At 44.4% G+C, this 21,726-nt stretch carries 21 protein-coding genes; 19 read left to right on the top strand and 2 right to left on the bottom strand.

Annotated features, from left to right (window positions below; genetic code table 11):
* Window positions 1-6 precede the first annotated feature (6 nt).
* From KI742_RS14055 to KI742_RS14000, 12 genes are all read left to right on the top strand, one after another.
* Window positions 7-1,914: a heme lyase CcmF/NrfE family subunit gene (locus KI742_RS14055; RefSeq protein WP_167415316.1), complete on the top strand. Its 1,908-nt coding sequence runs from the start codon at window positions 7-9 to the stop codon at window positions 1,912-1,914.
* On the top strand, window positions 1,892-2,425 hold the full coding sequence (locus KI742_RS14050; protein WP_025767281.1) for a DsbE family thiol:disulfide interchange protein: 534 nt from the start codon (window positions 1,892-1,894) through the stop codon (window positions 2,423-2,425). Before KI742_RS14055 ends, KI742_RS14050 begins: the two co-directional genes overlap by 23 nt.
* Window positions 2,412-2,822 (top strand): heme lyase NrfEFG subunit NrfF, encoded by a 411-nt coding sequence (nrfF, locus tag KI742_RS14045; RefSeq protein WP_167415315.1) that lies wholly within the window; start codon window positions 2,412-2,414, stop codon window positions 2,820-2,822. The genes KI742_RS14050 and nrfF overlap by 14 nt, the downstream gene beginning before the upstream one ends.
* A gap of 146 nt (window positions 2,823-2,968) precedes the next feature.
* Window positions 2,969-3,145, top strand: a complete 177-nt coding sequence (locus KI742_RS14040) for a hypothetical protein (protein ID WP_020480909.1) — start codon at window positions 2,969-2,971, stop codon at window positions 3,143-3,145.
* Between the two features lie 271 nt (window positions 3,146-3,416).
* Window positions 3,417-4,013 (top strand): GTP cyclohydrolase II, encoded by a 597-nt coding sequence (gene ribA, locus KI742_RS14035; RefSeq protein ID WP_025767283.1) that lies wholly within the window; start codon window positions 3,417-3,419, stop codon window positions 4,011-4,013.
* Window positions 4,014-4,187: 174 nt separating this feature from the next.
* Window positions 4,188-5,450, top strand: a complete 1,263-nt coding sequence (locus KI742_RS14030) for an imelysin family protein (protein ID WP_285385632.1) — start codon at window positions 4,188-4,190, stop codon at window positions 5,448-5,450.
* Window positions 5,451-5,542: 92 nt separating this feature from the next.
* On the top strand, window positions 5,543-6,925 hold the full coding sequence (locus KI742_RS14025; protein WP_017636117.1) for a di-heme oxidoredictase family protein: 1,383 nt from the start codon (window positions 5,543-5,545) through the stop codon (window positions 6,923-6,925).
* A 10-nt stretch (window positions 6,926-6,935) separates the two neighbouring features.
* Window positions 6,936-7,973: an imelysin family protein gene (locus KI742_RS14020; protein WP_064354126.1), complete on the top strand. Its 1,038-nt coding sequence runs from the start codon at window positions 6,936-6,938 to the stop codon at window positions 7,971-7,973.
* Entirely contained in the window at window positions 7,954-9,036 is a 1,083-nt protein-coding gene (locus KI742_RS14015; RefSeq protein ID WP_158156647.1) for a DUF1513 domain-containing protein, read from the top strand. The genes KI742_RS14020 and KI742_RS14015 overlap by 20 nt, the downstream gene beginning before the upstream one ends.
* 153 nt (window positions 9,037-9,189) lie before the next feature.
* Window positions 9,190-10,731, top strand: coding sequence for a murein L,D-transpeptidase (locus tag KI742_RS14010; RefSeq protein WP_064354124.1), 1,542 nt, complete (start codon window positions 9,190-9,192; stop codon window positions 10,729-10,731).
* 166 nt (window positions 10,732-10,897) lie between these two features.
* Window positions 10,898-11,446 carry a DUF882 domain-containing protein gene (locus tag KI742_RS14005; protein ID WP_031778936.1) on the top strand — a complete coding sequence of 183 codons (549 nt, stop codon included), beginning with the start codon at window positions 10,898-10,900 and terminating at the stop codon, window positions 11,444-11,446.
* A 129-nt stretch (window positions 11,447-11,575) separates the two neighbouring features.
* On the top strand, window positions 11,576-12,232 hold the full coding sequence (locus KI742_RS14000; RefSeq protein WP_005376855.1) for an MBL fold metallo-hydrolase: 657 nt from the start codon (window positions 11,576-11,578) through the stop codon (window positions 12,230-12,232).
* 18 nt (window positions 12,233-12,250) lie between these two features.
* Here KI742_RS14000 and KI742_RS13995 read toward each other — a convergent pair whose 3' ends face one another.
* Window positions 12,251-12,916, bottom strand: a complete 666-nt coding sequence (locus KI742_RS13995) for a DUF2982 domain-containing protein (protein ID WP_054577696.1) — start codon at window positions 12,914-12,916, stop codon at window positions 12,251-12,253.
* A 273-nt stretch (window positions 12,917-13,189) separates the two neighbouring features.
* Here KI742_RS13995 and KI742_RS13990 point away from each other — a divergent pair, with 273 nt between their 5' ends.
* The 6 genes from KI742_RS13990 (at window position 13,190) to KI742_RS13965 (ending at window position 19,192) form a co-directional block, all read left to right on the top strand.
* Window positions 13,190-13,594 (top strand): hypothetical protein, encoded by a 405-nt coding sequence (locus KI742_RS13990; protein ID WP_005376863.1) that lies wholly within the window; start codon window positions 13,190-13,192, stop codon window positions 13,592-13,594.
* Window positions 13,595-14,008: 414 nt separating this feature from the next.
* Window positions 14,009-15,100, top strand: coding sequence for a TRAP transporter substrate-binding protein (locus KI742_RS13985; RefSeq protein ID WP_017636112.1), 1,092 nt, complete (start codon window positions 14,009-14,011; stop codon window positions 15,098-15,100).
* Window positions 15,101-15,215: 115 nt separating this feature from the next.
* Complete coding sequence (locus KI742_RS13980) at window positions 15,216-15,755, top strand: TRAP transporter small permease subunit (protein WP_285385635.1); 540 nt, start codon at window positions 15,216-15,218, stop codon at window positions 15,753-15,755.
* A 12-nt stretch (window positions 15,756-15,767) separates the two neighbouring features.
* Window positions 15,768-17,054, top strand: a complete 1,287-nt coding sequence (locus KI742_RS13975) for a TRAP transporter large permease subunit (protein ID WP_285385636.1) — start codon at window positions 15,768-15,770, stop codon at window positions 17,052-17,054.
* Window positions 17,055-17,205: 151 nt separating this feature from the next.
* Window positions 17,206-18,561, top strand: coding sequence for a cache domain-containing protein (locus KI742_RS13970; protein WP_005376873.1), 1,356 nt, complete (start codon window positions 17,206-17,208; stop codon window positions 18,559-18,561).
* Window positions 18,554-19,192 (top strand): response regulator transcription factor, encoded by a 639-nt coding sequence (locus tag KI742_RS13965; RefSeq protein ID WP_005376875.1) that lies wholly within the window; start codon window positions 18,554-18,556, stop codon window positions 19,190-19,192. The genes KI742_RS13970 and KI742_RS13965 overlap by 8 nt, the downstream gene beginning before the upstream one ends.
* A gap of 40 nt (window positions 19,193-19,232) precedes the next feature.
* Here the strand turns inward: KI742_RS13965 and KI742_RS13960 are convergent, their stop codons facing one another.
* Window positions 19,233-19,709 (bottom strand): MarR family winged helix-turn-helix transcriptional regulator, encoded by a 477-nt coding sequence (locus tag KI742_RS13960; protein ID WP_005376877.1) that lies wholly within the window; start codon window positions 19,707-19,709, stop codon window positions 19,233-19,235.
* 387 nt (window positions 19,710-20,096) lie between these two features.
* Here KI742_RS13960 and KI742_RS13955 point away from each other — a divergent pair, with 387 nt between their 5' ends.
* Window positions 20,097-21,668 carry a BCCT family transporter gene (locus KI742_RS13955; RefSeq protein WP_176319976.1) on the top strand — a complete coding sequence of 524 codons (1,572 nt, stop codon included), beginning with the start codon at window positions 20,097-20,099 and terminating at the stop codon, window positions 21,666-21,668.
* The last annotated feature ends 58 nt before the right edge of the window (window positions 21,669-21,726 follow it).

Here is a 21,726-nt window from a genome sequence, read left to right as displayed (position 1 = left end):
GGATAAATGGAAGCTGAGCTAGGGTTCTTCTTACTGATATTGGTGGCTGTAACATCGACTTGTGCATCGTTGCTGCATTGGCTACGTCGTGCTATGAGTAAGAAGGCGACATTGCCGCATCAAGTCGCGATGTCCCACATCATTAGCTTAGCTTCCTTCATTTGTTTAGCACTTCTGATCGTCTGCTTCGTGCAAGACAACTTCGCGTTGGAATATGTTGTTACGCATTCCAACAGTCAACTTCCCGTAGCATTCAAGATTGCTGCCGCTTGGGGCGGGCACCAAGGCTCCATGTTGTTTTGGGTCGTCACATTGAGTTTATGGGCGTCGTTTATTGCATTTAAGTCACCGCTCAACGCCCAATATACTTGTGACTGTTTAGGAATCATGAACGTTCTTATTGCGACATTTGCTTGGTTCACGTTAATGACCTCTAACCCGTTCGAGTATGCCCAAGTATTGGCGTCGGAAGGACGAGATCTAAACCCAATGTTGCAAGATGTTGGGCTTATCATTCATCCACCATTGCTTTATCTCGGTTATGTCGGTTACGCAGCAATATTAGCTTTTGCATTAGCAGCGCTATTGGGCAAACAACCGATGAGCGATTGGTATGTGGTTGCTCGAAGCGCAGCGTTTTTTGCATGGGGAACGCTCACGTTGGGTATCTTGGTGGGATCATGGTGGGCGTACAATGAGCTAGGGTGGGGCGGCTGGTGGTTTTGGGACCCTGTGGAGAACGCTTCTCTACTCCCTTGGCTTACTGGTACTGCTTTGTTGCACAGCGGTGTTGTCGCAACACGTAACAGAGGCGCAATTTGGAGCACCTATGCACTGGCGTTTGCTACGTTCAACCTAAGCATTTTAGGGACATTCGTGGTGCGCTCTGGCGTGCTGACTTCAGTGCACGCTTTTGCGGTGGACCCAACTAAAGGTTTGGTGCTGCTGGGTGTATTGAGCTTGCTTGTCATCATCACTTTTGGCGTATTGATTTTGCGAGGAGAACAACTCCCTCGCTTCAAACTTCAATCTCTAGCGAGCCGAGCTTACACTGCTTACATCGCCAAAGGGCTGCTGGTTATTGCGACTGCTATCGTTTTTCTTGGCACTTTTTATCCGATGGTTTATCAACTGCTCGGTTTAGGAAACATTTCAGTTGGCGCACCTTATTTTAATAGTCTGATCTTCCCATTAAGCATACTGGCTCTGATTGCCCTAGCTTTCATGCCGCTGCTGAAATGGACAAAAGGCACAGTGCCGAGTGTAAGCGCTGATATTGCGATCAGTATTGCGTTATCTCTTGTCTCTGGGATCGGGTTGATCTTCTTAGTGCACGCACTGCATTTCGAAGTATTGCTAACCATAACGTTGGCTACTTGGGTGATTGTGGCGCATCTCGTTATGCTGTTTCGTTGTTCCAATAAGCGCAAACTCATGCCAATCGTGATGGCACATATCGGTTTTGCGCTGGCTGTGAGTGGAGCTGTATTCAACAGTCACTACTCATATGAACACAATTTACGTGTCGAACCCGGCAGTTCTCAACAAAGGGCGGGGATCACTATCGATTATCATGGTATCGAATGGCTAGTGGGGCCAAACTACACCGCGGAACAAGGACAGATCACCTTGCACTTGGAAGATGGCCGCATGCTCAATTTCAACCCGCAAAAGAGTCATTACCCTGTGCGAGTGATGAATATGACCGAGCCTGCGATTCGTTCACTATGGCATGGCGATTATTACGTGACATTGGGTGACAAAGTCGATACTCATGCTTATGCGATTAAAGTTCAGTACCGCGCAGGTATTTGGTGGATATGGTCTGGCGGGCTACTAGCTGTGTTTGGTGCGCTATTAACCGGCCTAAAGAAAAGGAGAGAGGCTATCAATGCGATCGAGAAATACGCTTAAACTCGCAGGTCTGTTTGTGGCTGTTGCCGTGTTTGCTGTAGTAACTGCGGTGGCTTTGTCTGAGCGACCACATGTTGAATTGTCCCCACAACGAAATTTAGAGACACCTAATTTTCGCTCTACTTCTCTGATCTCTGATGACATGGTTTCTGAGCAGTTGTTCAAAAGCGACGGATATAAATTATTGAATGTTTGGGCATCTTGGTGCGGAGTATGCAAACGAGAGCATGAAGAGTTATTGCAGTTAGCAGAACTCGGTGTGCCTATTATTGGGCTGAATTATAGAGATCAAAAACAAGCCGCTCGTGAATATTTGAGCTCTAAACGAAATCCATATATTGAAGTAATTAGTGACCCTAATGGAAAGCTCGCTGTGGAGCTAGGTGTTATCGGAACGCCGGAAACTTACTTGATTGATCCAAATGGTCGTATATTGATCAAATATCGTGGAGAGCTAACGGCAGATAAATGGAACGATATATTTTCAGGATACTTGAATGTTTCGATTTAATAGTCTTCTCCTCACTTTAATCCTATTTATACTATTTTCTCCTTTCACGATAAGTGCGGATTTAGAACAGAATGTTGATCTGTTTGAGTTTCATTCTGTTGAAGTGCAACAGCGTGCAAACTCGCTAGCCAAGACATTACGCTGCCCGCAGTGTCAAAACCAAAACCTTGTCGAGTCTAATGCACAAGCGGCTAAAGACCTGAGGTTGAAAGTGTATACGATGGCCAATGAAGGCAGCTCAGATCAAGAAATAAAGGACTATCTAGTTGCTCGTTATGGGAATATTGTTCTGTATCAACCACCATTAAATTATTCCACGGCGCTGTTGTGGATCTTTCCTGTGCTATTTTTGATCTTTTTTGTCTTATATTCGATCCGAATGGTGAAGCGTAATTAATGTGACCGTTATTCCACTATTAAAAATAAATTGTGCACTTAACAAGCAGAATGTTATCATTTTTCCGAATTTATGAAGTTTCCAGTATAAAGAAAATAAAAATTTTGAGCTGGATAAGTAATAAAAGAACGAAATAGGTGCACGCAGTGGATTCAGTTATATTACAACTTAAAAAAGACTTCTATTCGCAGATTCGTGCATTGCAATCACCGAACCTGCCTCAAGTTACTTCAACGCTCGCCGTGTTGACCGACGAGGAAATCCAAGAACTCGAAGCAGTTTGGATTGAACTCGCCGTTTGGAAGCGCAGTCAGACCCATTAAAAGATAGACCAAACGACCTTCTTGAAACCCCAGACAAAATTTGTCTGGGGTTTTTTATTGTAGTTTTTTTAAATTGTTATAATATAACAATTGTTCAGTTGGAGAGTGTTTCTCTTTTGCTGTCTTGAGTGGATAACTGCCCTCAATTGTGATCTCTATATTGCAAAATGCGGTATCAGTCCCCATAGTTGAAGAGCAACGAGTAAATCCCATGAATGCAATAACGAAAACGCATCAAGCGCATCAAGCAATAAATCGAGTGAGTATAGATATGGCGGAAGTACGTGCCAGAGTAGATTTTAAAGTCGGGGCAAAAAGTAACATTGATGCCGAAATTCTGTCTTTCCATGGTCTGAAGACAGACAAAGAGCATGTTGCTATTATCTTTAAACAAGCGGACCAAACTCAGGACATGCCTTTAGTTCGTATGCACTCTGAGTGTTTGACAGGCGATGTGTTCCACTCTTCACGCTGTGACTGTGGTGAGCAACTAGAAGAGACGATCAATCGCATGGGCGAGTCCGGTGGTATCATCTTGTATCTCCGTCAGGAAGGTCGTGGTATTGGTTTGTACAATAAGATCGATGCATACCGCTTACAAAGCCAGGGCATGAACACGTACGAAGCTAACAACCATTTGGGCTTTGATGATGACCTGCGTGATTTCACAGAAGCAGCACAAATGCTAGAAGCTTTAGGCGTGAATAAGATCCGCCTCGTGACGAACAACCCTAAGAAAATTCGTGAGTTATCTGAGTACGGAATTGAAATTGGCGAGGTTGTCAATACCTCTGCACATATCAAAGATGGCAACGAAAATTATCTGAAGGCAAAAGTCTCTCACGGAAAACATGACCTAAAGGTTTAATCTTAAAGATAAAACTGACAATAAAGCCTGTGAAAAACCTCATTTTTATGAGGTTTTTTTGTATCTGGAGTTGCAAATAAATTGTAAATTTGTATTATCTCGAGACTAAAGTGCAAATAAGAATAATTAGCACTACCAATACGATAATTGAAAAGCTCAACAAGGATGCTTCAGATGAATGCAAAAAAAGTTTTAGTCCAATCTATTGCTGCATCACTCCTCATTGCCAGTGGTTCTACCGTTGCTGCTACAGTAACTAAACAACAAGTTGTCGAACATTACGCGGACGTTGCCCATGCTGTGTTTGCTGATTCAGTAACAACAGCGAAAGCGCTGGATGTAAAAATCGACGAATTCCTAAAATCACCATCAGCGAAAAAGCTTGAAGAAGTAAAACAAGCTTGGCTCGATTCTCGCGTTCCTTACCAACAGTCTGAAGTTTTCCGTTTTGGTAACGTGATTGTTGATGATTGGGAAGGTCAGCTGAACGCATGGCCACTTGATGAAGGTCTGATCGACTACGTAGCAGCGGACTACCAATACGAATTGGGTAACGAAGGTGCGGCTGCAAACATCATCGCAAACACAAGTCTGCAGATTGGTGCTTCTAAACTGGACGTTTCAAAAATTACGCCAGAATTACTAGCAGATTTAAACGAAGTAGGTGGTTCTGAGGCAAACGTTGCATCAGGTTACCACGCGATTGAATTCTTGCTTTGGGGCCAAGACCTAAACGGCACTAACGCAGGCGCAGGTCAACGCGCTTACACTGATTTCGTTGTGGGTTCTGAGTGTACGAATGGCCATTGTGAGCGTCGTGGAGAGTACCTAAAAGCAGCCGCTGATCTACTGGTTCAAGACCTTGAGTGGATGGAAAAGCAGTGGTCTGCTGAAGTAAAAGGTAACTACCGTGAAGAGCTACTGAACGACTCAGCGGACAATGGTCTACGTAAGATGCTATTCGGCATGGGTTCTCTTTCTCTAGGTGAGCTAGCGGGTGAGCGCATGAAAGTGGCACTAGAAGCGAACTCAACTGAAGACGAGCACGATTGTTTCTCAGACAACACGCATAATTCTCACTACTACAACGAGCAAGGCATCTACAACGTTTACACAGGTACATACAAAGGTGTAAACGGCAAAGAGCTATCTGGTCCAAGTATTGCTGATCTTGTTGCTCAAAAAGATAAGAAAGCCGCGACCGACATTCAAAAGCAGTTTGATACAACACTTAGCCAAGTTGGTGAGCTAGTGACTTCTGCAGAGAAGAATAACCAGCATTTTGACCAACTTATTGCGGCGGGTAACGCACAAGGCAACGCGCTGGTAAACGACACCATCATGTCGTTGGTAGCGCAAACTGGTGCGATTGAGCGAGCGGCAAACATTGTCGGCATCGACAGCCTAAGCCCTGATACTGCTGACCACGAGTTTTAATAAGAAAACCATAATAAATAAGGGCTCTTTGTGAGCCCTTTTGCCGTTTGAGCTCGTTGTTATCACCCTTGTTGTCTATGTAGAGCAATGATATGAAGCCATACCTAATTTCTGCGCTAGCCGCGATCCTTTCTTCTTCTGCCATGGCTTACGATGTTAAGTCTGGTGGCAAAACCAGTGTTAAAAAAGATGGCGCGAATGCCTATTCTCTTCCTGCTGCCAACCTGCCGATGAGCAAACGCCTAGATTTTAGTGTGGGTAACAGCTTTTTCCGCAACCCTTGGGTACAAGCGCCAGCGTCAACAGACGCTCGTGATGGCCTAGGTCCGCTTTTTAACACCAATGGTTGTCAGAACTGTCACATCAAAGACGGTCGTGGTCATCCGCCAGAGAAAGATGATTTACATGCCGTGTCTATGTTAGTGCGCTTAAGCATTCCTGCGATGACGCCAGAACAAAAGAAAGCCTACATCAAAGACGGTGGCATACCTGAGCCGACTTATGGTGGTCAGCTTCAAGATTTCGCTCTGCAAGATCAAACGCCAGAAGGCAAAATCGAAATCACTTACACCGATGTCCCAGTGAAATTTAAAGACGGTACGACGGTGACGCTAAGAAAACCTCATTTGAACATTACCGATCTGGGTTACGGCGATATGCACCCTGATACCGAGTTCTCAGCACGCGTGGCACCGCCAATGATCGGCCTTGGTTTGTTAGAGAGTATTCCCGACGAAACGCTACTTGCTTGGGCTGATGAACAAGATGCCGACAAAGACGGTATCTCAGGCAAAGTAAATAAAGTGTGGGATATTGAGAGGGACAATTTCTCGATTGGTCGTTTTGGCTGGAAAGCAGGACAACCGACGCTAATGCAGCAAAATGCAGCAGCATTTAATGGTGATGTGGGTCTTACGAGCCATTTATTCCCAAATGAAAACTGTACCTCGAAACAAAGCATTTGTGACGACATGCCAAATGGCGGCAAACCAGAAGTGAGTGAAAATATTCTCGATTTCGTAGAGTTTTACAGCCAGCACTTAGCTGTACCTATTCGCCGTAATGTCAATGACCCTAACGTGAAACTTGGTCAGCAAATCTTTGCTGCGTCTGGCTGTGAAAGCTGCCACAAGACCAGTGTTAAAACGGCGAAACGACCAGAGTTACCAGCGCTTTCTGAGCAGCTTATCCACCCATACACCGACATGCTTTTGCATGACATGGGTGAAGGCTTAGCCGATAACCGTCCGGAATATCAAGCAAACGGCCGCGAGTGGCGAACAGCACCGCTATGGGGCATTGGTTATACCGAAGAAGTAAACGGACACACTTACTTTCTACATGATGGCCGCGCTCGTAACCTGATGGAAGCGGTGTTGTGGCACGGCGGCGAAGCTGAAACGGCGAAACAAAACGTCTTAGCACTGAACAAAAAAGAACGTGACGCATTGATTGCGTTTCTGAATTCTCTATAAGGAAGCAACCATGAAAAAAACACTATTAGTGAGTGCGATTGCCGCAACGTTAAGTTTGGTTGGTTGCCAATCGACCATCGTTTCGAGCTCTGCCAAGCCTGAGAGTACAAGTCATATTTCTCAAAGCGTGTACGAGGTCGAGTTTCAATCAGCTCAGACGTTTTTAGCGCAAACCACAGAACTTGAACAACGCTTCGCAGATTACTGCGCATCAGAGTCGAAAGATGATGCACAAGTAAAACAGCAGTGGCATCAAACGATGCTTGCGTGGATGGCATTACAAGGTCAAGAACGTGGCCCTGCTACGGCGCTGGAGCAAAGCTGGAATGTTCAGTTTTGGCCAGATAAAAAGAACACTACTGGTCGTAAAATGTCTGTATTGACGAAATCTGACCAAGCTTGGAGTGCAGAAGATATCTCCACCCAAAGTGTCACCGTGCAAGGTTTAGGGGCTCTGGAATGGCTGCTTTACGATAAAGCGTCGACCTTATCTAGCAACAGCAATACCTGTGTGACAGGCGTAGCGATTGCAGAAAACCTCGATAACAAAGCGCAGATCATCGCGGATTCTTGGGCAGAGAACCCTTGGAAATCGCTAGAGATGACGGAGTGGGAGTCTGAGTACATTTCACTGCTCTCGAATCAGCTTGAATACAGCATGAAGAAGTTGAGCCGACCGCTAGCGAAGATTGGTAAGCCTCGCCCGTATTTCTCAGAGTCATGGCGTTCAGAAACTTCGCTTTCAAACCTAAAAGCCAACCTTCAAGGGATGGAAGCGTTGTACTTTGCTAACGGAAATGGTTTAGATGCGCTACTTAGAGAGCAAGGCCATGCAGATCTCGCAGACCGTGTTGTTCATCAGTTTGAAATGGCGTTAGAAACTTGGCCAGAAGATAAGAGCTTGTTTGCTGCACTACAAACAAAAGAAGGCTATCGCATGGTGCTCTCTCAATACAATAAGCTAGAGCAATTGAAGTACCTGATTCACGAAGAAGTGGCGATCGAGCTTGGCGTAGTTATAGGATTTAATGCAACCGATGGTGACTGATCAAACCCGCCGAACCTTGCTGAAAGCCGCTCTATTCGGGGCGGCTATACCTATGATGCCATTTGGTTGTGCTTCAACAAGCTCACGTGAACCTGCGTTGATCGGCTGTTCTATCATTGGTCGAGATAAATTCGCAGCGGTGGTGGCGGATGAGCATGGTATGCCGCTATCTTCATTGCCGATTCCTGAGCGTGGTCACGGTGTAGCAACCAACCAACAAGGCCACGCCGTAGTTTTTGGTCGTCGACCTGGTACTTTCTTCATGGTGTTTGATTATCGCTCAGAGCAGATGATCAAACTGCAACTAGCAACGCCAAATCGTCATTTTTACGGACATGGTGTTTACTCCCATGACGGCACATTACTATTTGCCACAGAAGGGGAGAGGGGGACAAGCCGTGGGATCATTGGTGTTTATGATGTGCAGAAGCAATATCAAAAGATCGATGAGTTAACGGGTTTTGGTCTTGGTCCTCATGAAGTGATCATGATGCCTGATGGCGCATTAGCGATTGGCGTCGGTGGCGTACACACCAACGGTCGTGAACCTCTCAATCTTGATAGCATGAGACCTAGCCTGAGTTACCTTTCACAGGAAGGGGAGCTATTGGATCAAGTGTCTTTACCGGATCATAAGTTGAGTATTCGCCACTTAGCCCATGATGGTGCGGAAACCGTGCTTTGTGGTCAGCAATATCGTGGTGAGCCGGACGAGTATCCAGCCTTGATCGCCATGCACACGCGTGGTGGTGAAATGCAAGATCTTCAAGCTGAGCCTGAAGAGTGGGCGCGTTTCAATCATTACGTTGCGAGTATTGCAGCAACCGATGAATGGATCTTAGCCACTTCGCCTCCGGGCAGTTGTTATGGTATATGGTCTAAATCTACTGGCAAATTGGTAGAGCTAAGTGCGTTACCAGACGCTTCTGGTGTTGTGGTCTATGGCGATGAGTTCCGAGTCAGCTCTGGTGCGGGAAAAGTGGTAGAGCAAAAGCCCGAAGCGTCAAAAAGTACCTTCGCAAGCGGAGTACAATGGGACAACCATTGGTCGAGAATTATCTAGAAAGATCATTGAGTAATTACTTATAGAGGGTTTTGTTGTCGTTTTCGGCATCAGATTCTTAATTTTAAACCTGCAAGTTGTGAGATATTTGCCATACTTTTTATTATGGCAAGTAGCGCAAGGATCATTTCAGTGTTTGCTAGGGTTTTAATCATGACGGCACTTCTGGTGCCGTTTTGCAGCTTTTCCACCGTCGTTTCTCTCGAAGCTTCAGCGCAAGTCGAGCAAGAGGGAGCGGTACAAAAGCTGTCTGTAGAAAAAATGATCCATTATCCAGAGGTGATTGATCAACTGTATCAAAGCACCAATTACCGTTTGAACTGGGAAAATGAAAGTGATATTGAGCAGTTTCTTTTTCAAGTAAACCTGGTTGCTCTTGCGGATGTCACCGACGAATTCGAAAATCAACTTCACCGGATAAACCAAGTAAGGTGGCAGGGAGATAATCTCGACTTCGATTTAGTGATGACAGACTCACTCTTGATGTACCTTAGTTATCTTGAGCAACTCCCCGAAGAAGGGATTAATTGGCTATTTACAGACAAAGCCCATGTTACGTTACCCGCTCCTAGCATCGATACTTTATCGATTTTGAGTAATGAGATTACGGTTGGCAAACTTGGTCAGTTTTTGGCAAGTCTCCGGTCTCCATTACAAACAGATGATGCTTTCTACTCCGCCTATTCTTCGCTATCGGAACATTCTCAGTACCAATATCCTGCCTATCAACAAACTGGGCTAGCACGTGTTGGCGATATATTAGAAAACAGACCCCTATTGATTGAGCGAATGGAGATCGTAGGCGTAGATGTTTCTTACTTGGATTTAGTCACTGAAGAATATGACGAACAATTAGAGCTTGCGATAAAAGAGTTCCAGCGTATTCATGGTTTGAAAGAAGATGGCGTTATCGGCCCGAATACCATTCGATGGATCAACTTTTCTCCTCAAGAGCGATTGCATCTGTTGGCGTTGAATTCTGAGCGTTCAAGAATTTGGTCGAAAGAAAGGGATAATGTTGTCTTTGTTAACGTGCCTGGATACGAAGTCACGTATTGGCATGACGGTCAACCCTTGTTTGAGTCTAAAGTTGTGGTAGGGAGAGCATCAAGAAAAACGCCCATCATGTCGGTAGCACTGGATTCAGTTATTCTCAACCCAACTTGGAACGTGCCTTGGACTATCATGGTTAAAGACATTATTCCTAAAGTAAAACGTAATCCGATGTATTTGATTAACCATAACATTCAAATCATTCGGTCTTGGACTTCGAACGAAATTATTGACCCTACAACCATCAATTGGGCAACGGTGAATCCGAGAACATTTCCTTATCGTATGCGACAGGCGTCGGGCTTACAAAATGCACTGGGATTGTACAAGTTCAATATGCCTAACCCACAAGCTATTTATTTGCATGACACGCCAAGTAAGAACTTGTTTGAACAGGACAGACGCGCATTCAGCTCAGGATGTGTTCGTGTAGAACATGCAGACCAGTTAGCAGAACTTCTGTTCAAAACTCAGGGGTTGGAAGAACGTTTAGCGAAAAAGCGAGAAAGTTCTCGTCGGTCTAACACGTCAGTTCCTTTGGGAGAGCGCATTCAAGTACACATCATTTATCAAACAGCATGGTTGGAAGAGGGAACGCTTTACTACCGTGATGATATCTATAAGTACGATCACCGCAGTTGAAATCTTTAAGGAAAATTTACAAAACGAAGAATTCTCTTTTCGTTCAATAATTAAGCAATAATTACTGCATCTGAAAATCAAGATGGAGCGTTTTATGCATTTGACGTGACAAATGTGTTTGGTTAATGTCCACGACTTGTCTAGTTGTTGAGCACTGTATTTTGAAATGGTAAGTCGTAACTTTTCCCGCCGAGATTTCCTTAAAATGACCGCTGGTGGTGTGGTGTTGGCGTCTGCCCTGCCATCATTTTCTTGGGCTTCACTCCCTGACGAGCCACGTGCGCTGGCGATGAACAATCTTAATACTGGAGAGATCCTCGAAACATGCTATTTCGATGGAAAACGATACATTAATGATGAACTTCAAAGGCTGAATGAGTTTTGTCGAGACCATCGACGAAATGAGGTTCATCCCATGGATAGACGCTTGTTCGATCAAATAAGTCAAATTCAAAAGTTAATTGGTACAGAAGCAGAGGTGATCGTCATTTCAGGTTACCGTTCTCCTGCCACTAACGCCTCGCTGCGCAACGGGTCTTCTCGTGTAGCGAAAAAGAGCATGCACATGGAAGGAAAGGCCATTGATTTCCGTTTAGATGGCGTGAAGCTTTCAACGGTTCGTGATGCTGCATTAAGCCTAAAAGCCGGTGGCGTGGGTTATTATCCAGGTAGTAACTTTGTTCATATCGATACGGGTGCTGTTCGTTCCTGGTAGTGCCAGTTGAGACAAGGTTTCTAGTCTCAGAACGTCGTCGATTACCCACAGTTCAAAGCTTGAAGTCGCTAGGCCTTAGTGTCATAGTTGCGGCAGTTTTCACGCAAATTTATTCGGTATAGGTTATCTATGGCTCTGAAATACCAAGTTGTTCCAGTAACATCTTTCTCTCAAAACTGTTCTATTGTCTGGTGTGACGAAACCATGAAAGGTATTGTGGTTGACCCAGGCGGCGATGAAAAGCAGCTCGCTATGCTTATCAAAGAGCTGGGTGTTGACGTGGTAAACCTAGTGCTAACACACGGTCACTTGGACCACGTAGGTGGCACGGAGCCGCTGTCTGCACTGCTTGGCGGTACAGAGATTGTTGGCCCTCACAAGGCAGATAACTTCTGGTTGCAAGGTTTGGAAGGTCAGAGCCAAATGTTTGGTTTCCCGCTGACAGAAGCGTTTGAACCGCACCAATGGCTAAATGAGGGTGACACTGTCACTTTTGGTAATCAAGTGCTGAATGTATTCCACACACCTGGTCATACACCTGGTCACGTTGTGCTTTACAGTGAAGAAGCGCGTTTAGCGTTTGTGGGTGACGTTTTGTTTAACGGTAGCATTGGTCGAACTGACTTCCCACAAGGTGATTTCAATACGTTGATTAGTTCTATCAAAGAGAAATTGTGGCCTTTAGGCAATGATGTCACGTTTGTCCCTGGTCACGGCCCTCAATCGACTTTCGGTCATGAGCGTAAAACTAACCCGTTCGTTGCTGACGAGATGCCGCTTTACTAAAAGTGCGTGTACTAAGCATTATTCTGGCTCGGCGGCAGCTAAGTATCGCCGAGTCAGTCCCACAAAATCCTCAGCCTCACGATCTAGATCACTTGCTGATATAAATAGATCATAGCCATAAAAGCCTCTCTGATACTTCATCCGGTTGGCGAGCATCGCTAACAAACCTTTGTACTCAATCCCATTTCTGTTTATATACGGTTTAGGGTCAAGCACCATATCCTCAAACTTATCTTCACACTGATTTTGTTTTGCGCCTAAGTAAAGCAGTGCTCGCTGGCTGAGGAGAATTTCTGTCGCTATACGAGGGCAGATTGAATTTAAGTAGGGTGAGTAGTGTTTTAGACGAATACCGATCCAAGGTAGCGGTTGGTGCCACCCTTCCTGTTGGTAGCTACAAATACCGATTGACTCAATATTTCGCCATCTGACGACCCAACCTCCTTTAAAAAGGTGTTGCTGAAAGTGAGAAGCTGTCAGCGTAAAAGTGACTTGGCTTTTCTTAATCATCAAGATGGCGAAACCAACGATTGCAGACATCAAAATGACCGACAACATGGCTTGCTTCCATCCCGGAGAAATGGCAACCAAAAACAAAGTGATGAGTGCAACGAGCAACAAAAGTATTCTGTTGATAGGGGAGTCGGGTTTGAAATGTGAATTTGTTAGGTGCAGCGTTTCCATGCTTATAACCTCATCGAATACTTGTTCAAAAATGAGTGGGCAGTTTTATGTGCATTGATTTGCATTTAAAATAAAACAAACCTCTGTTTTTATACCCAGTATTCAATAAATCCGTTCATAAAATATCTGATTAAATAGTAGACGTTCTATGCTTTGAGCGCATTTTTCATCGCGTTTCGCCGCTAAAACCTACAAATTGCTTGTGAATTTTGGTATAAAACGCGCTTCAAATTTTCATCCCTGCTGAGATGCAGTGAACTGGAGAAATATTCAATGAGACTTGCTCATAAGCGTAAAGTGCAGATGAAACTGCAAAAACGCATTAAAGCGACAGTAGCAAACTTAGCTGCAGCACCTAAAGCAGTGAAGCCTGTTGCGGAAAAAGCAGTAGCACCTTCTGTTGCTGAAAAAGCTGTTGCGGAGAAAGTAGTAGCTGATAAAAAAGTAGCTGCAGTGAAAACAGTTGATGTTGCCCTTACTCCTAAGCAACAACAAGTATTAGACATCGTTATGGCGAATGCTGAAGGTATTAACCCTAAAGGCATCGGTCTAGCTGCAGGTCAAGAAGATACTAAAGCGGCATCATGGGCTACTGGCGCACTAAAGAAGCTTCTTGAAGAAAACCTAGTTCAAAAAGAGCAGTTAGCAGGTAATAAAGTTATCTACAAAGCAGTTTAATTACCGCTACCGTTCTAGATTGAATACCTCGGCCGATGCCGAGGTATTTTTTTATATTGGTATTGGAAATAATGCATTAAGTACTGACTTTAACACTACCAATAAGTGGTTTGTCACATTTTCTTAAATACTATGTAAATTTTTTGGCAGAAAAATACGTAAGTATTGTCTTTTATTTTTATTCATAGATAAAAATATAATTTATTGATTTTGCTATTATTAGTCTTTTGTCATGACGGTTTTCCTACGTACTTGTACGTAATACCTTAGGCTAATGCCTTATTGATGAATTACTCGCTTCCGTGTTCATGCCCATTTCGCATTAGACAACATTGTTACATCTTTTATACCGAATACAGCCAATCCTAATGAAATGGATGACAACAATAACCTTGGTGATAAAGGACGTGAACGATGAGTCTAATCCAAAAATCTTTAAAACGAGTGCTCAAAACAACCGCTGTCGCTGCCGCGATGGCACTCGCAGCGACTTCTGTAAACGCTGCTGAAAAAGTCTATCGTTTAAAGCTTGCTGAAACTTGGGGGCCTAATTTCCCAATTTTTGGTGATACCACAAAAAACATGGCCAAAATGGCGGAAGAGATGTCCAACGGACGTTTGCAAATCCGCATTGATTCCGCAAACAAGCATAAAGCGCCTTTTGGGGTGTTTGATATGGTTAAGTCGGGTCAGTATGACATGGGTCACTCAGCGTCTTATTACTGGAAGGGTAAGGTTCCAAACACACTTTACTTCACTTCTATGCCCTTCGGTATGTTGCCAACTGAGCAGTATGCATGGTTTTACTACGGCGGTGGTATGGAGCTGATGGAAAAAGTGTACTCTCCACATAACTTGATGTCTTTCCCTGGCGGTAATACCGATACTCAGATGGGCGGGTGGTTCCAAAAAGAGATCAAGTCCGTCGAGGACTTACAGGGTTTGAAAATGCGTATCCCAGGGTTTGCTGGTGAGATTTTGGCTGAGTTAGGTGCCAAGCCAACGAATATCGCCCCTGGTGAGCTATATACTTCTCTAGAGCGTCGCACAATTGATGCCTTGGAATGGGTTGGTCCATCGCTGGATCTACGTATGGGCTTCCACAAAATCGCGCCTTACTACTACACAGGTTGGCATGAGCCAGCGACTGAGCTTCAGTTCCTCGTTAACAAGCGTACCTGGAATCGTCTACCTGATGACCTAAAAGCGATTTTGCAAGTAGCCATGAAAACGGCCGCTTACGATATGTACACGCAATCGAAACACGAAAGTGGCAAAAACTGGGCATCTATTAAGTCTGAATACCCAAATGTTGAAGTAAAAGATTTCCCACCTGAAGTAGTAGCTGCGTTGCGAGAAGCAAACGATCGTTTGTTGAAAGAACATGCAGAAAAAGATGCTTTGGCGAAAGAGATTCAAGAGTCGCAAGCGAACTATATGAATCAAGTTCGACCATGGTCAGATATTTCGCACCGAGCGTACTTAAACAGTCAAGCTCAACAATAACGTTATGAAGCAGGCGATGCCGAGAGGTTTAGCCTGCTATCGAAGCCCAAGAAAACTTCATAATGAATGCTCCGCACCATAGCGGAGCGCATCTAAACGTTCCACGGAGTTCGGAATGAGAAGTCTTATTTATATTGAGCGATTATTTAACCGCTTTAGCGATTTCCTCGGATGGTTATCCAGCATCCTGTTTATTTTGTTGTTAGCAAACGTTGTGTACGACGTTGTCATGCGTTACGTGTTTAATGATGTGTCTATCGCATTCCAAGAAATGGAATGGCATCTATTCTCTGCCGTGTTCTTGCTTGGTGTGCCTTACGCAATTAAGTCCGGTAGCCATGTTCGCGTCGACATTTTTTATGAACGCTTATCTTACAAAGCACAATCCATCATCGACATCATAGGCACACTATTTTTCTTATTCCCTTTTTGCCTACTGGTAGCTTGGTTTGGTATTGATTTCGCCAAGGAGAGTTACGCGTTAGGCGAGACGTCTGGTGACCCAGGTGGCTTACCATATCGTTGGATTATCAAAGCGATGATTCCGCTGTCATTTTTCTTTATGGCGGTGAGTGGTATTGGATTGTTACTCCATTCAATCAACAAAATTGTCAACCCTCATCTCATCTATGCCGGTAATAACGGTAAGTCGTAAAAGGAAGTCATTATGATCGGTATAGTGATGTTTTTTGTTGCGCTCTTTGCGCTTCTATTGGGATTTCCCGTTGCCTTTACTTTTGGTGGTATCGCGCTGATTTTTGGTGTTTGGGCTGAAGGCATCGAGATGTTTGCTTTTATGCCATATCGAATTCAGTCCATTATGGAAAATACGGTGCTAATGGCCGTACCGCTGTTCGTTTTTATGGGGCTAGTGCTACAGAAAACGAAGCTTGCTGAACAGCTACTAGAATCAATGGGGCGTTTGTTCGGTGGCGTTCGCGGTGGTATCGCTATTTCTACCGTGTTAGTTGGCGCATTGCTTGCAGCTTCAACGGGTGTGGTAGGCGCATCAGTTGTTGCGATGGGCTTAATATCTCTTCCTGTGATGCTCAAGTACAATTACGACAAAGGTTTAGCGTGTGGGACTATTTGTGCGTCTGGCACGTTGGGCCAAATTATCCCACCTTCTATCGTGTTGATCTTGTTGGGTGATGTACTTGGCGTACCGGTAGGGGACCTATTTCAAGCTGCGATCTGGCCCGGTATTACACTTGTTGGCGCCTATGTGATCTACATTCTCATCTACGCGAAGTTGAACCCTCAAGCCGCACAGGCGATAGAGCGTGATGAGTCGATCAGTCGTAAACAAGAAGTGCTCACCGCACTGAAAGCTGTATTGCCACCTTTAGCATTGATCATCGTGGTATTGGGCTCCATCTTTGCAGGGATTGCAACACCAACAGAGTCAGCGGCACTGGGCAGTGCAGGTGCGATTATTTTATCGCTATTGTATAAACAGTTTAGTTGGTCGATGATTTATGATGCATCAAAAGAGACAGTTAAGGTAACCGCAATGGTCTTTGCGATCTTACTTGGTGCGACCGCCTTCTCAATGGCATTTACCTACACCGGTGGTGATTATTTAGTTGAAGAGTGGATGTTAGAACTGCCGGGTGAAAAGTGGGGATTCCTTATTATTACCATGGTGGTGATTCTGATTTTAGGTTTCTTTATCGACTTCGTTGAAATCTGTTTTATCATCGTGCCAATTATTGCGCCAGTCGCTGAATTGATGGGCATTAATATGACGTGGTTTGCGATTCTTATTGCGATGAACTTGCAGACGTCGTTCCTCACACCGCCATTTGGCTTTAGTTTGTTTTATCTAAAAGGTGTCGCTCCAGCAGGGGTTACTACGCGTGATATCTACAAAGGTGTGATGCCATTCATCGCGATTCAGATTGTTGTGTTGACGTCTTTGCTGTTTTTCCCAGGTTTTTACGGTATGAGTTAATCACTCGATAATAAAGAGATTTTGTGAACTGAGAGTTTTTACCTTTTGAGACAAGTTGTTAAGCTGTTAATTATGTCTATGCAGACACAATCGATTAGTTTGTACTGCTAAGATAGTAAGCTGTAAAGGCAGCGTTTCATGGAGGGAAGGGATGCCTCTCAAAGCAAAGTTAATTCTGCTGACACTGATACCCGTGGTATTGGTGTCAGCGAGTATCAGCTGGATCTCTATCTATCAAACCAAGACCCTTGGCAAAAGGGAGGTAGAGATCTTTCATCAAAACCTGATCCAATCAAAAGAAGCGGCGCTGAAAGATACGGTCGACGTCGCTTTTGACTCCATTTCTTACATCTACAACGATCCGACTTTAGAAGAGAGTGTTGCCAAAACGCGTGTGAAAGCGATTTTAAATCGTTTGAGTTATGGGTCGGACGGCTATTTTTTTGCTTATGATAAATATGGTACCAACCTTGTACACCCAGTTCTTCCGGAGCTTGTCGGGGAAAACTTACTCTATCTTGAAGACGAAAATGGCGATCGCTTAATCGAAGCTTTATTGTATCAAGCGCAATCAGGTGGTGGATTTCATCAGTACCTGTGGCAAAAGCCATCTACGGGTGAAGTCGTCCCTAAGCTTAGTTACGCTGCATGGCTCGATAAGTGGGAATGGATGATAGGGACTGGGCTGTATATTGAGGATGTCAGCCGAGAAGTCGCCAATATGCGCGCGGCAGTGAACAAAAATATCGAAACGACATTTTTCTCAGTCGTCGTGATCTTAGCGGTGACCGTTGCTGTAATCATTGTTCTCACTTTGGCGATCAATCTGCACGAGCATCGCCTCGCTGATAAGAACCTGAAAGAATTGGCACATAAAACCGTGATGTTCCAAGAAGATGAGAAAAAGCATTTAGCGCGAGAACTGCATGATGGAATCAATCAGTTGTTAGTCTCCAGTAAATGTCATTTAGACTTAATGAGTCATAGACTGGAAGACGAAAAACTCAAATCCCACTTAGATAAATCACAACGATCGCTCGTCACCGCGATAAATGAGGTGCGGCATATTTCTCATCAGCTCCGTCCAAGCGCCCTCGATGATATCGGTTTAGAAGCAGCACTGACGACCTTGCTACAGGACTTTCACTCCCATTCCGGGATTGATATCGAGAGCAATTTCGATACTCAGCAGCATAAACTGACTTCGGAAGTCGCAACGACGCTATATCGCGTCGCTCAGGAGTCTTTGAATAACATTGAAAAACATGCGCGAGCGAAAAAAGTAACGGTTACTTTGCAAAAAATGGGCAATATGCTGCAATTACTCATACGTGACGATGGGGTTGGATTTGTGGTTAACCATGCAGTGCACCAACAAGGGATTGGGTTAAGGAACATGCAAGAGCGTGTAGAGTTCATCGGTGGTGAATTTGAGCTAATGAGTGAGCTTGGCTTGGGAACAGAGATTACTGTGCTGCTTAATTTGGATGAAATAGTTTATGGATAAACCGATTAGTGTAGTGATTGTCGATGATCATCAAGTAGTATTGGATGGCTTCATGGCTCGTTTGGAGTTAGAGCCTGACATCGAAGTGGTGGGTACAGCAAGTAATGGCTTGGAAGCGATAGAGGTCGCAAAGCACTTGCAACCGGACGTCATATTGATGGATATCAGCATGCCAATAATGAACGGTATTGAAGCGACTGGTGTAATTAAAGAAGCGCGCCCAGAGAGCAAAATACTGATGTTGACCATGCACGATAATCGCGAGTACATCATGAAGGTCATGCAAGCTGGTGCCGTAGGATATATGCTCAAGGAAATATCGGCCGAGAAAATGGTGCAAGCAATAAAAACGGTGAACCAAGGCTCGACGTATTTCTGTGAATCCGTCACACAAACACTCTTTACCCAAGAAGTGGTGCCTGCCACGCAAAAAACGAATCCTCTCAGCCGCAGGGAAGAAGCGGTACTTAAATTAGTTGCTCAAGGAAACAGCAGCAAGAAAATCGCCACTTTACTCAATATTAGTTATCGAACGGTAGAGACGCATCGCCATAACATTAAGCACAAGTTGGACTTACATTCGACGGCAGAGTTAGCAAAATATGCGTTTGAAACTGGGTTGACTGAGTAGGAGAGTAGTGCCCGCAAAAAGCGAGCACGTGGGAGCTAAACTAATCGGCTTTGGTAATGCTACCAAGCTCTAGCATTGGAGCAACATCGATGTCCTCTGCATTCATCATCGTCGAGATGCGTTGAACGGAAGATAGTAGAAGGGATTGCTCCCATTCTTCCAATTTTTGGAATCGATTAATGAAGTGCTCTTGCAGCGGCGTTGGTGCTTGTTTTAAGGCTTCTTGGCCCTTGCTCGTAAGCACAGCATGCACTTTACGCTTGTCTTGAACACTGCGCTGACGCTCAACAAACTGGCCTCGTTCTAGTCTATCTAGAATGGTCGTTGCGGTCGCTTGGCTCATGTTAGTGTGGCTAGACAACTGTTTAATCGTCACGTTATCTAAGTCATTGATAGCGCGCATCAAAATCAACTGTGGAGCAGTCAATCCAGACTCTTTGCTCAGCTTTTTAGAATGTAAATCAATAGCGCGGATGATCTGACGAATCGAGACCAATACTTCTTCGTACTTTTCCAATTTATTCATCCAGTCTGTAGGGAACATTTATCGAGGCGACACTAACTTAAATGCGCCCTTATTTAAAGGGGGGAAATCAAAAATTACCTCTACAATTTTACGCCGTGTCCTCAATACCATTTTGTCGCGCCTTTTCGACAAAATAAGAAGAGCTAAAATTATTATAGCAATAAATGTTTGTGGTCTAACTATTGTAGTAGTGATTTGTTCTATCAAAGGCCGTAATCACACAGTGAAAAGTAAGTTATTGGATTTTTTAATAGCAAAAAGATAGACAAAAACGTGTCAAATGATAGGATCTTGCGCCTTCACGGAATGCAAAACGTATCGTGTTCGAAAGATTTTTTTGTTTGGTACGTAAAAACACTACAAAAATAGAGAGGAACGATGACAAAGGGTATAGATAAGTACAGTATCGATAGTACCGACTATACGGTAGGTCAGGACAACGTTCAAAAATGGGGTTTTGATGTTCATAACCCAGTTTTTGGTATTAGTGCAGGTTTAATTGCGCTGTTTCTTGTCGCTGCATTAGTTCTAGATGCACATACCGCAAAGACGGCACTTGATGGGCTGAAGTGGAAAATTATTGGTTCATTCGATTGGTTGTTCATTATTGCAGGTAACATTTTCGTTATTTTCTGTTTGGCGCTTATCGTCTCACCAATGGGTAAGATTCGACTAGGTGGTAAAGACGCTGTTGCCGATTACTCGTTTATGTCATGGCTTGCAATGCTATTTGCAGCTGGTATGGGTATCGGTTTAATGTTCTGGAGTGTTGCAGAACCTGTCGCTTACTTCACCGGTTGGTATGAAACGCCACTTGGTGTTGAGGCAAATACACCAGAAGCCGCGAGATTGGCACTGGGTGCAACGATGTTCCACTGGGGCCTTCACCCATGGGCAATTTACGGTGTTGTAGCACTTTCTTTAGCATTCTTTGCCTACAACAAAGGTTTACCGCTATCTATGCGTTCGATCTTCTACCCACTTCTGGGTGATCGTGCATGGGGTTGGGCTGGCCACATTGTGGACATTCTGGCTGTGCTTGCGACTTTATTTGGTCTTGCTACATCCCTAGGTCTAGGTGCGCAGCAAGCAGCAAGTGGTATTCATCACGTATTTGGTGTTGAGCCAGGCCTTGGCCTACAAATCGTCGTCATTACCGTTGTAACTTTGCTTGCTGTTGTTTCAGTGGTACGTGGTATTGATGGTGGCGTTAAAGTCATTAGTAACATCAACATGGTTGTGGCGTTCTTGCTACTGATTCTTGTTGGTCTTATCGGTTGGGCGGCGAGTTTAGGTTCGATTCCAACCACACTTATGGCATACGTAGAGAATATTATTCCACTAAGTAACCCGTTTGGTCGTACAGATGAGGCATGGTTCCAAGGCTGGACTGTATTCTACTGGGCTTGGTGGATTTCATGGTCACCATTCGTAGGTATGTTCATTGCGCGTGTTTCTCGCGGTCGTACCGTTCGTGAATTCATTACAGCCGTTCTACTTGTTCCAACCGCTGTTACTGTTATTTGGATGTCAGTATTTGGTGGCCTGGCGATCGAGCAAGTTGTTGATAAAGTAGGTGAGTTGGGCACGAATGGTTTGACTGACGTTTCACTTGCTATGTTCCAAATGTTTGATGTTCTTCCATTTGGTAGCATGCTTTCTATCATCGCTGTTGTGTTGGTACTTGTGTTCTTCATTACGTCTTCTGACTCTGGTTCACTTGTTATCGACAGTATCACGGCAGGTGGTAAAGTTGATGCACCTGTACTTCAACGTGTCTTCTGGGCATTCATGGAAGGTGCAATTGCGGTTGCTCTGCTATGGATTGGTGGCTCCGAGGCGGTTCAAGCTCTTCAGGCTGGTGCCATTTCTACAGCACTGCCATTTACCTTCATTCTGCTTGCAATGTGTGTGAGCTTATTGATGGGTATGAGAACAGAGCGTCAGTAATTCGGCATTTTATAAAACCGTTTGACTAACAATTAATCAAAAGGCCAGCAATTTGCTG

The organism is Vibrio sp. D417a, from assembly GCF_030248595.1.
GTDB classification, from domain to species: domain Bacteria; phylum Pseudomonadota; class Gammaproteobacteria; order Enterobacterales; family Vibrionaceae; genus Vibrio; species Vibrio alginolyticus.
Note: the sequence above shows the minus strand (reverse complement) of the source record. Positions and strands in the feature narration are given on the sequence as shown.

Coding starts and splice junctions, on each gene's coding strand:
- KI742_RS13995 (WP_054577696.1), bottom strand. CDS start 12,916: ATGGAAACGCTGCACCTAACAAATTCACATTTCAAACCCGACTCCCCT.
- KI742_RS14030 (WP_285385632.1), top strand. CDS start 4,188: ATGAATGCAAAAAAAGTTTTAGTCCAATCTATTGCTGCATCACTCCTC.
- KI742_RS14010 (WP_064354124.1), top strand. CDS start 9,190: ATGACGGCACTTCTGGTGCCGTTTTGCAGCTTTTCCACCGTCGTTTCT.
- KI742_RS13970 (WP_005376873.1), top strand. CDS start 17,206: ATGCCTCTCAAAGCAAAGTTAATTCTGCTGACACTGATACCCGTGGTA.
- KI742_RS14050 (WP_025767281.1), top strand. CDS start 1,892: ATGCGATCGAGAAATACGCTTAAACTCGCAGGTCTGTTTGTGGCTGTT.
- nrfF (WP_167415315.1), top strand. CDS start 2,412: ATGTTTCGATTTAATAGTCTTCTCCTCACTTTAATCCTATTTATACTA.
- KI742_RS13965 (WP_005376875.1), top strand. CDS start 18,554: ATGGATAAACCGATTAGTGTAGTGATTGTCGATGATCATCAAGTAGTA.
- KI742_RS13985 (WP_017636112.1), top strand. CDS start 14,009: ATGAGTCTAATCCAAAAATCTTTAAAACGAGTGCTCAAAACAACCGCT.
- KI742_RS13980 (WP_285385635.1), top strand. CDS start 15,216: ATGAGAAGTCTTATTTATATTGAGCGATTATTTAACCGCTTTAGCGAT.
- KI742_RS14000 (WP_005376855.1), top strand. CDS start 11,576: ATGGCTCTGAAATACCAAGTTGTTCCAGTAACATCTTTCTCTCAAAAC.
- KI742_RS14005 (WP_031778936.1), top strand. CDS start 10,898: ATGGTAAGTCGTAACTTTTCCCGCCGAGATTTCCTTAAAATGACCGCT.
- KI742_RS13975 (WP_285385636.1), top strand. CDS start 15,768: ATGATCGGTATAGTGATGTTTTTTGTTGCGCTCTTTGCGCTTCTATTG.
- KI742_RS14020 (WP_064354126.1), top strand. CDS start 6,936: ATGAAAAAAACACTATTAGTGAGTGCGATTGCCGCAACGTTAAGTTTG.
- KI742_RS14025 (WP_017636117.1), top strand. CDS start 5,543: ATGAAGCCATACCTAATTTCTGCGCTAGCCGCGATCCTTTCTTCTTCT.
- KI742_RS13990 (WP_005376863.1), top strand. CDS start 13,190: ATGAGACTTGCTCATAAGCGTAAAGTGCAGATGAAACTGCAAAAACGC.
- ribA (WP_025767283.1), top strand. CDS start 3,417: ATGGCGGAAGTACGTGCCAGAGTAGATTTTAAAGTCGGGGCAAAAAGT.
- KI742_RS13955 (WP_176319976.1), top strand. CDS start 20,097: ATGACAAAGGGTATAGATAAGTACAGTATCGATAGTACCGACTATACG.
- KI742_RS14055 (WP_167415316.1), top strand. CDS start 7: ATGGAAGCTGAGCTAGGGTTCTTCTTACTGATATTGGTGGCTGTAACA.
- KI742_RS14015 (WP_158156647.1), top strand. CDS start 7,954: ATGCAACCGATGGTGACTGATCAAACCCGCCGAACCTTGCTGAAAGCC.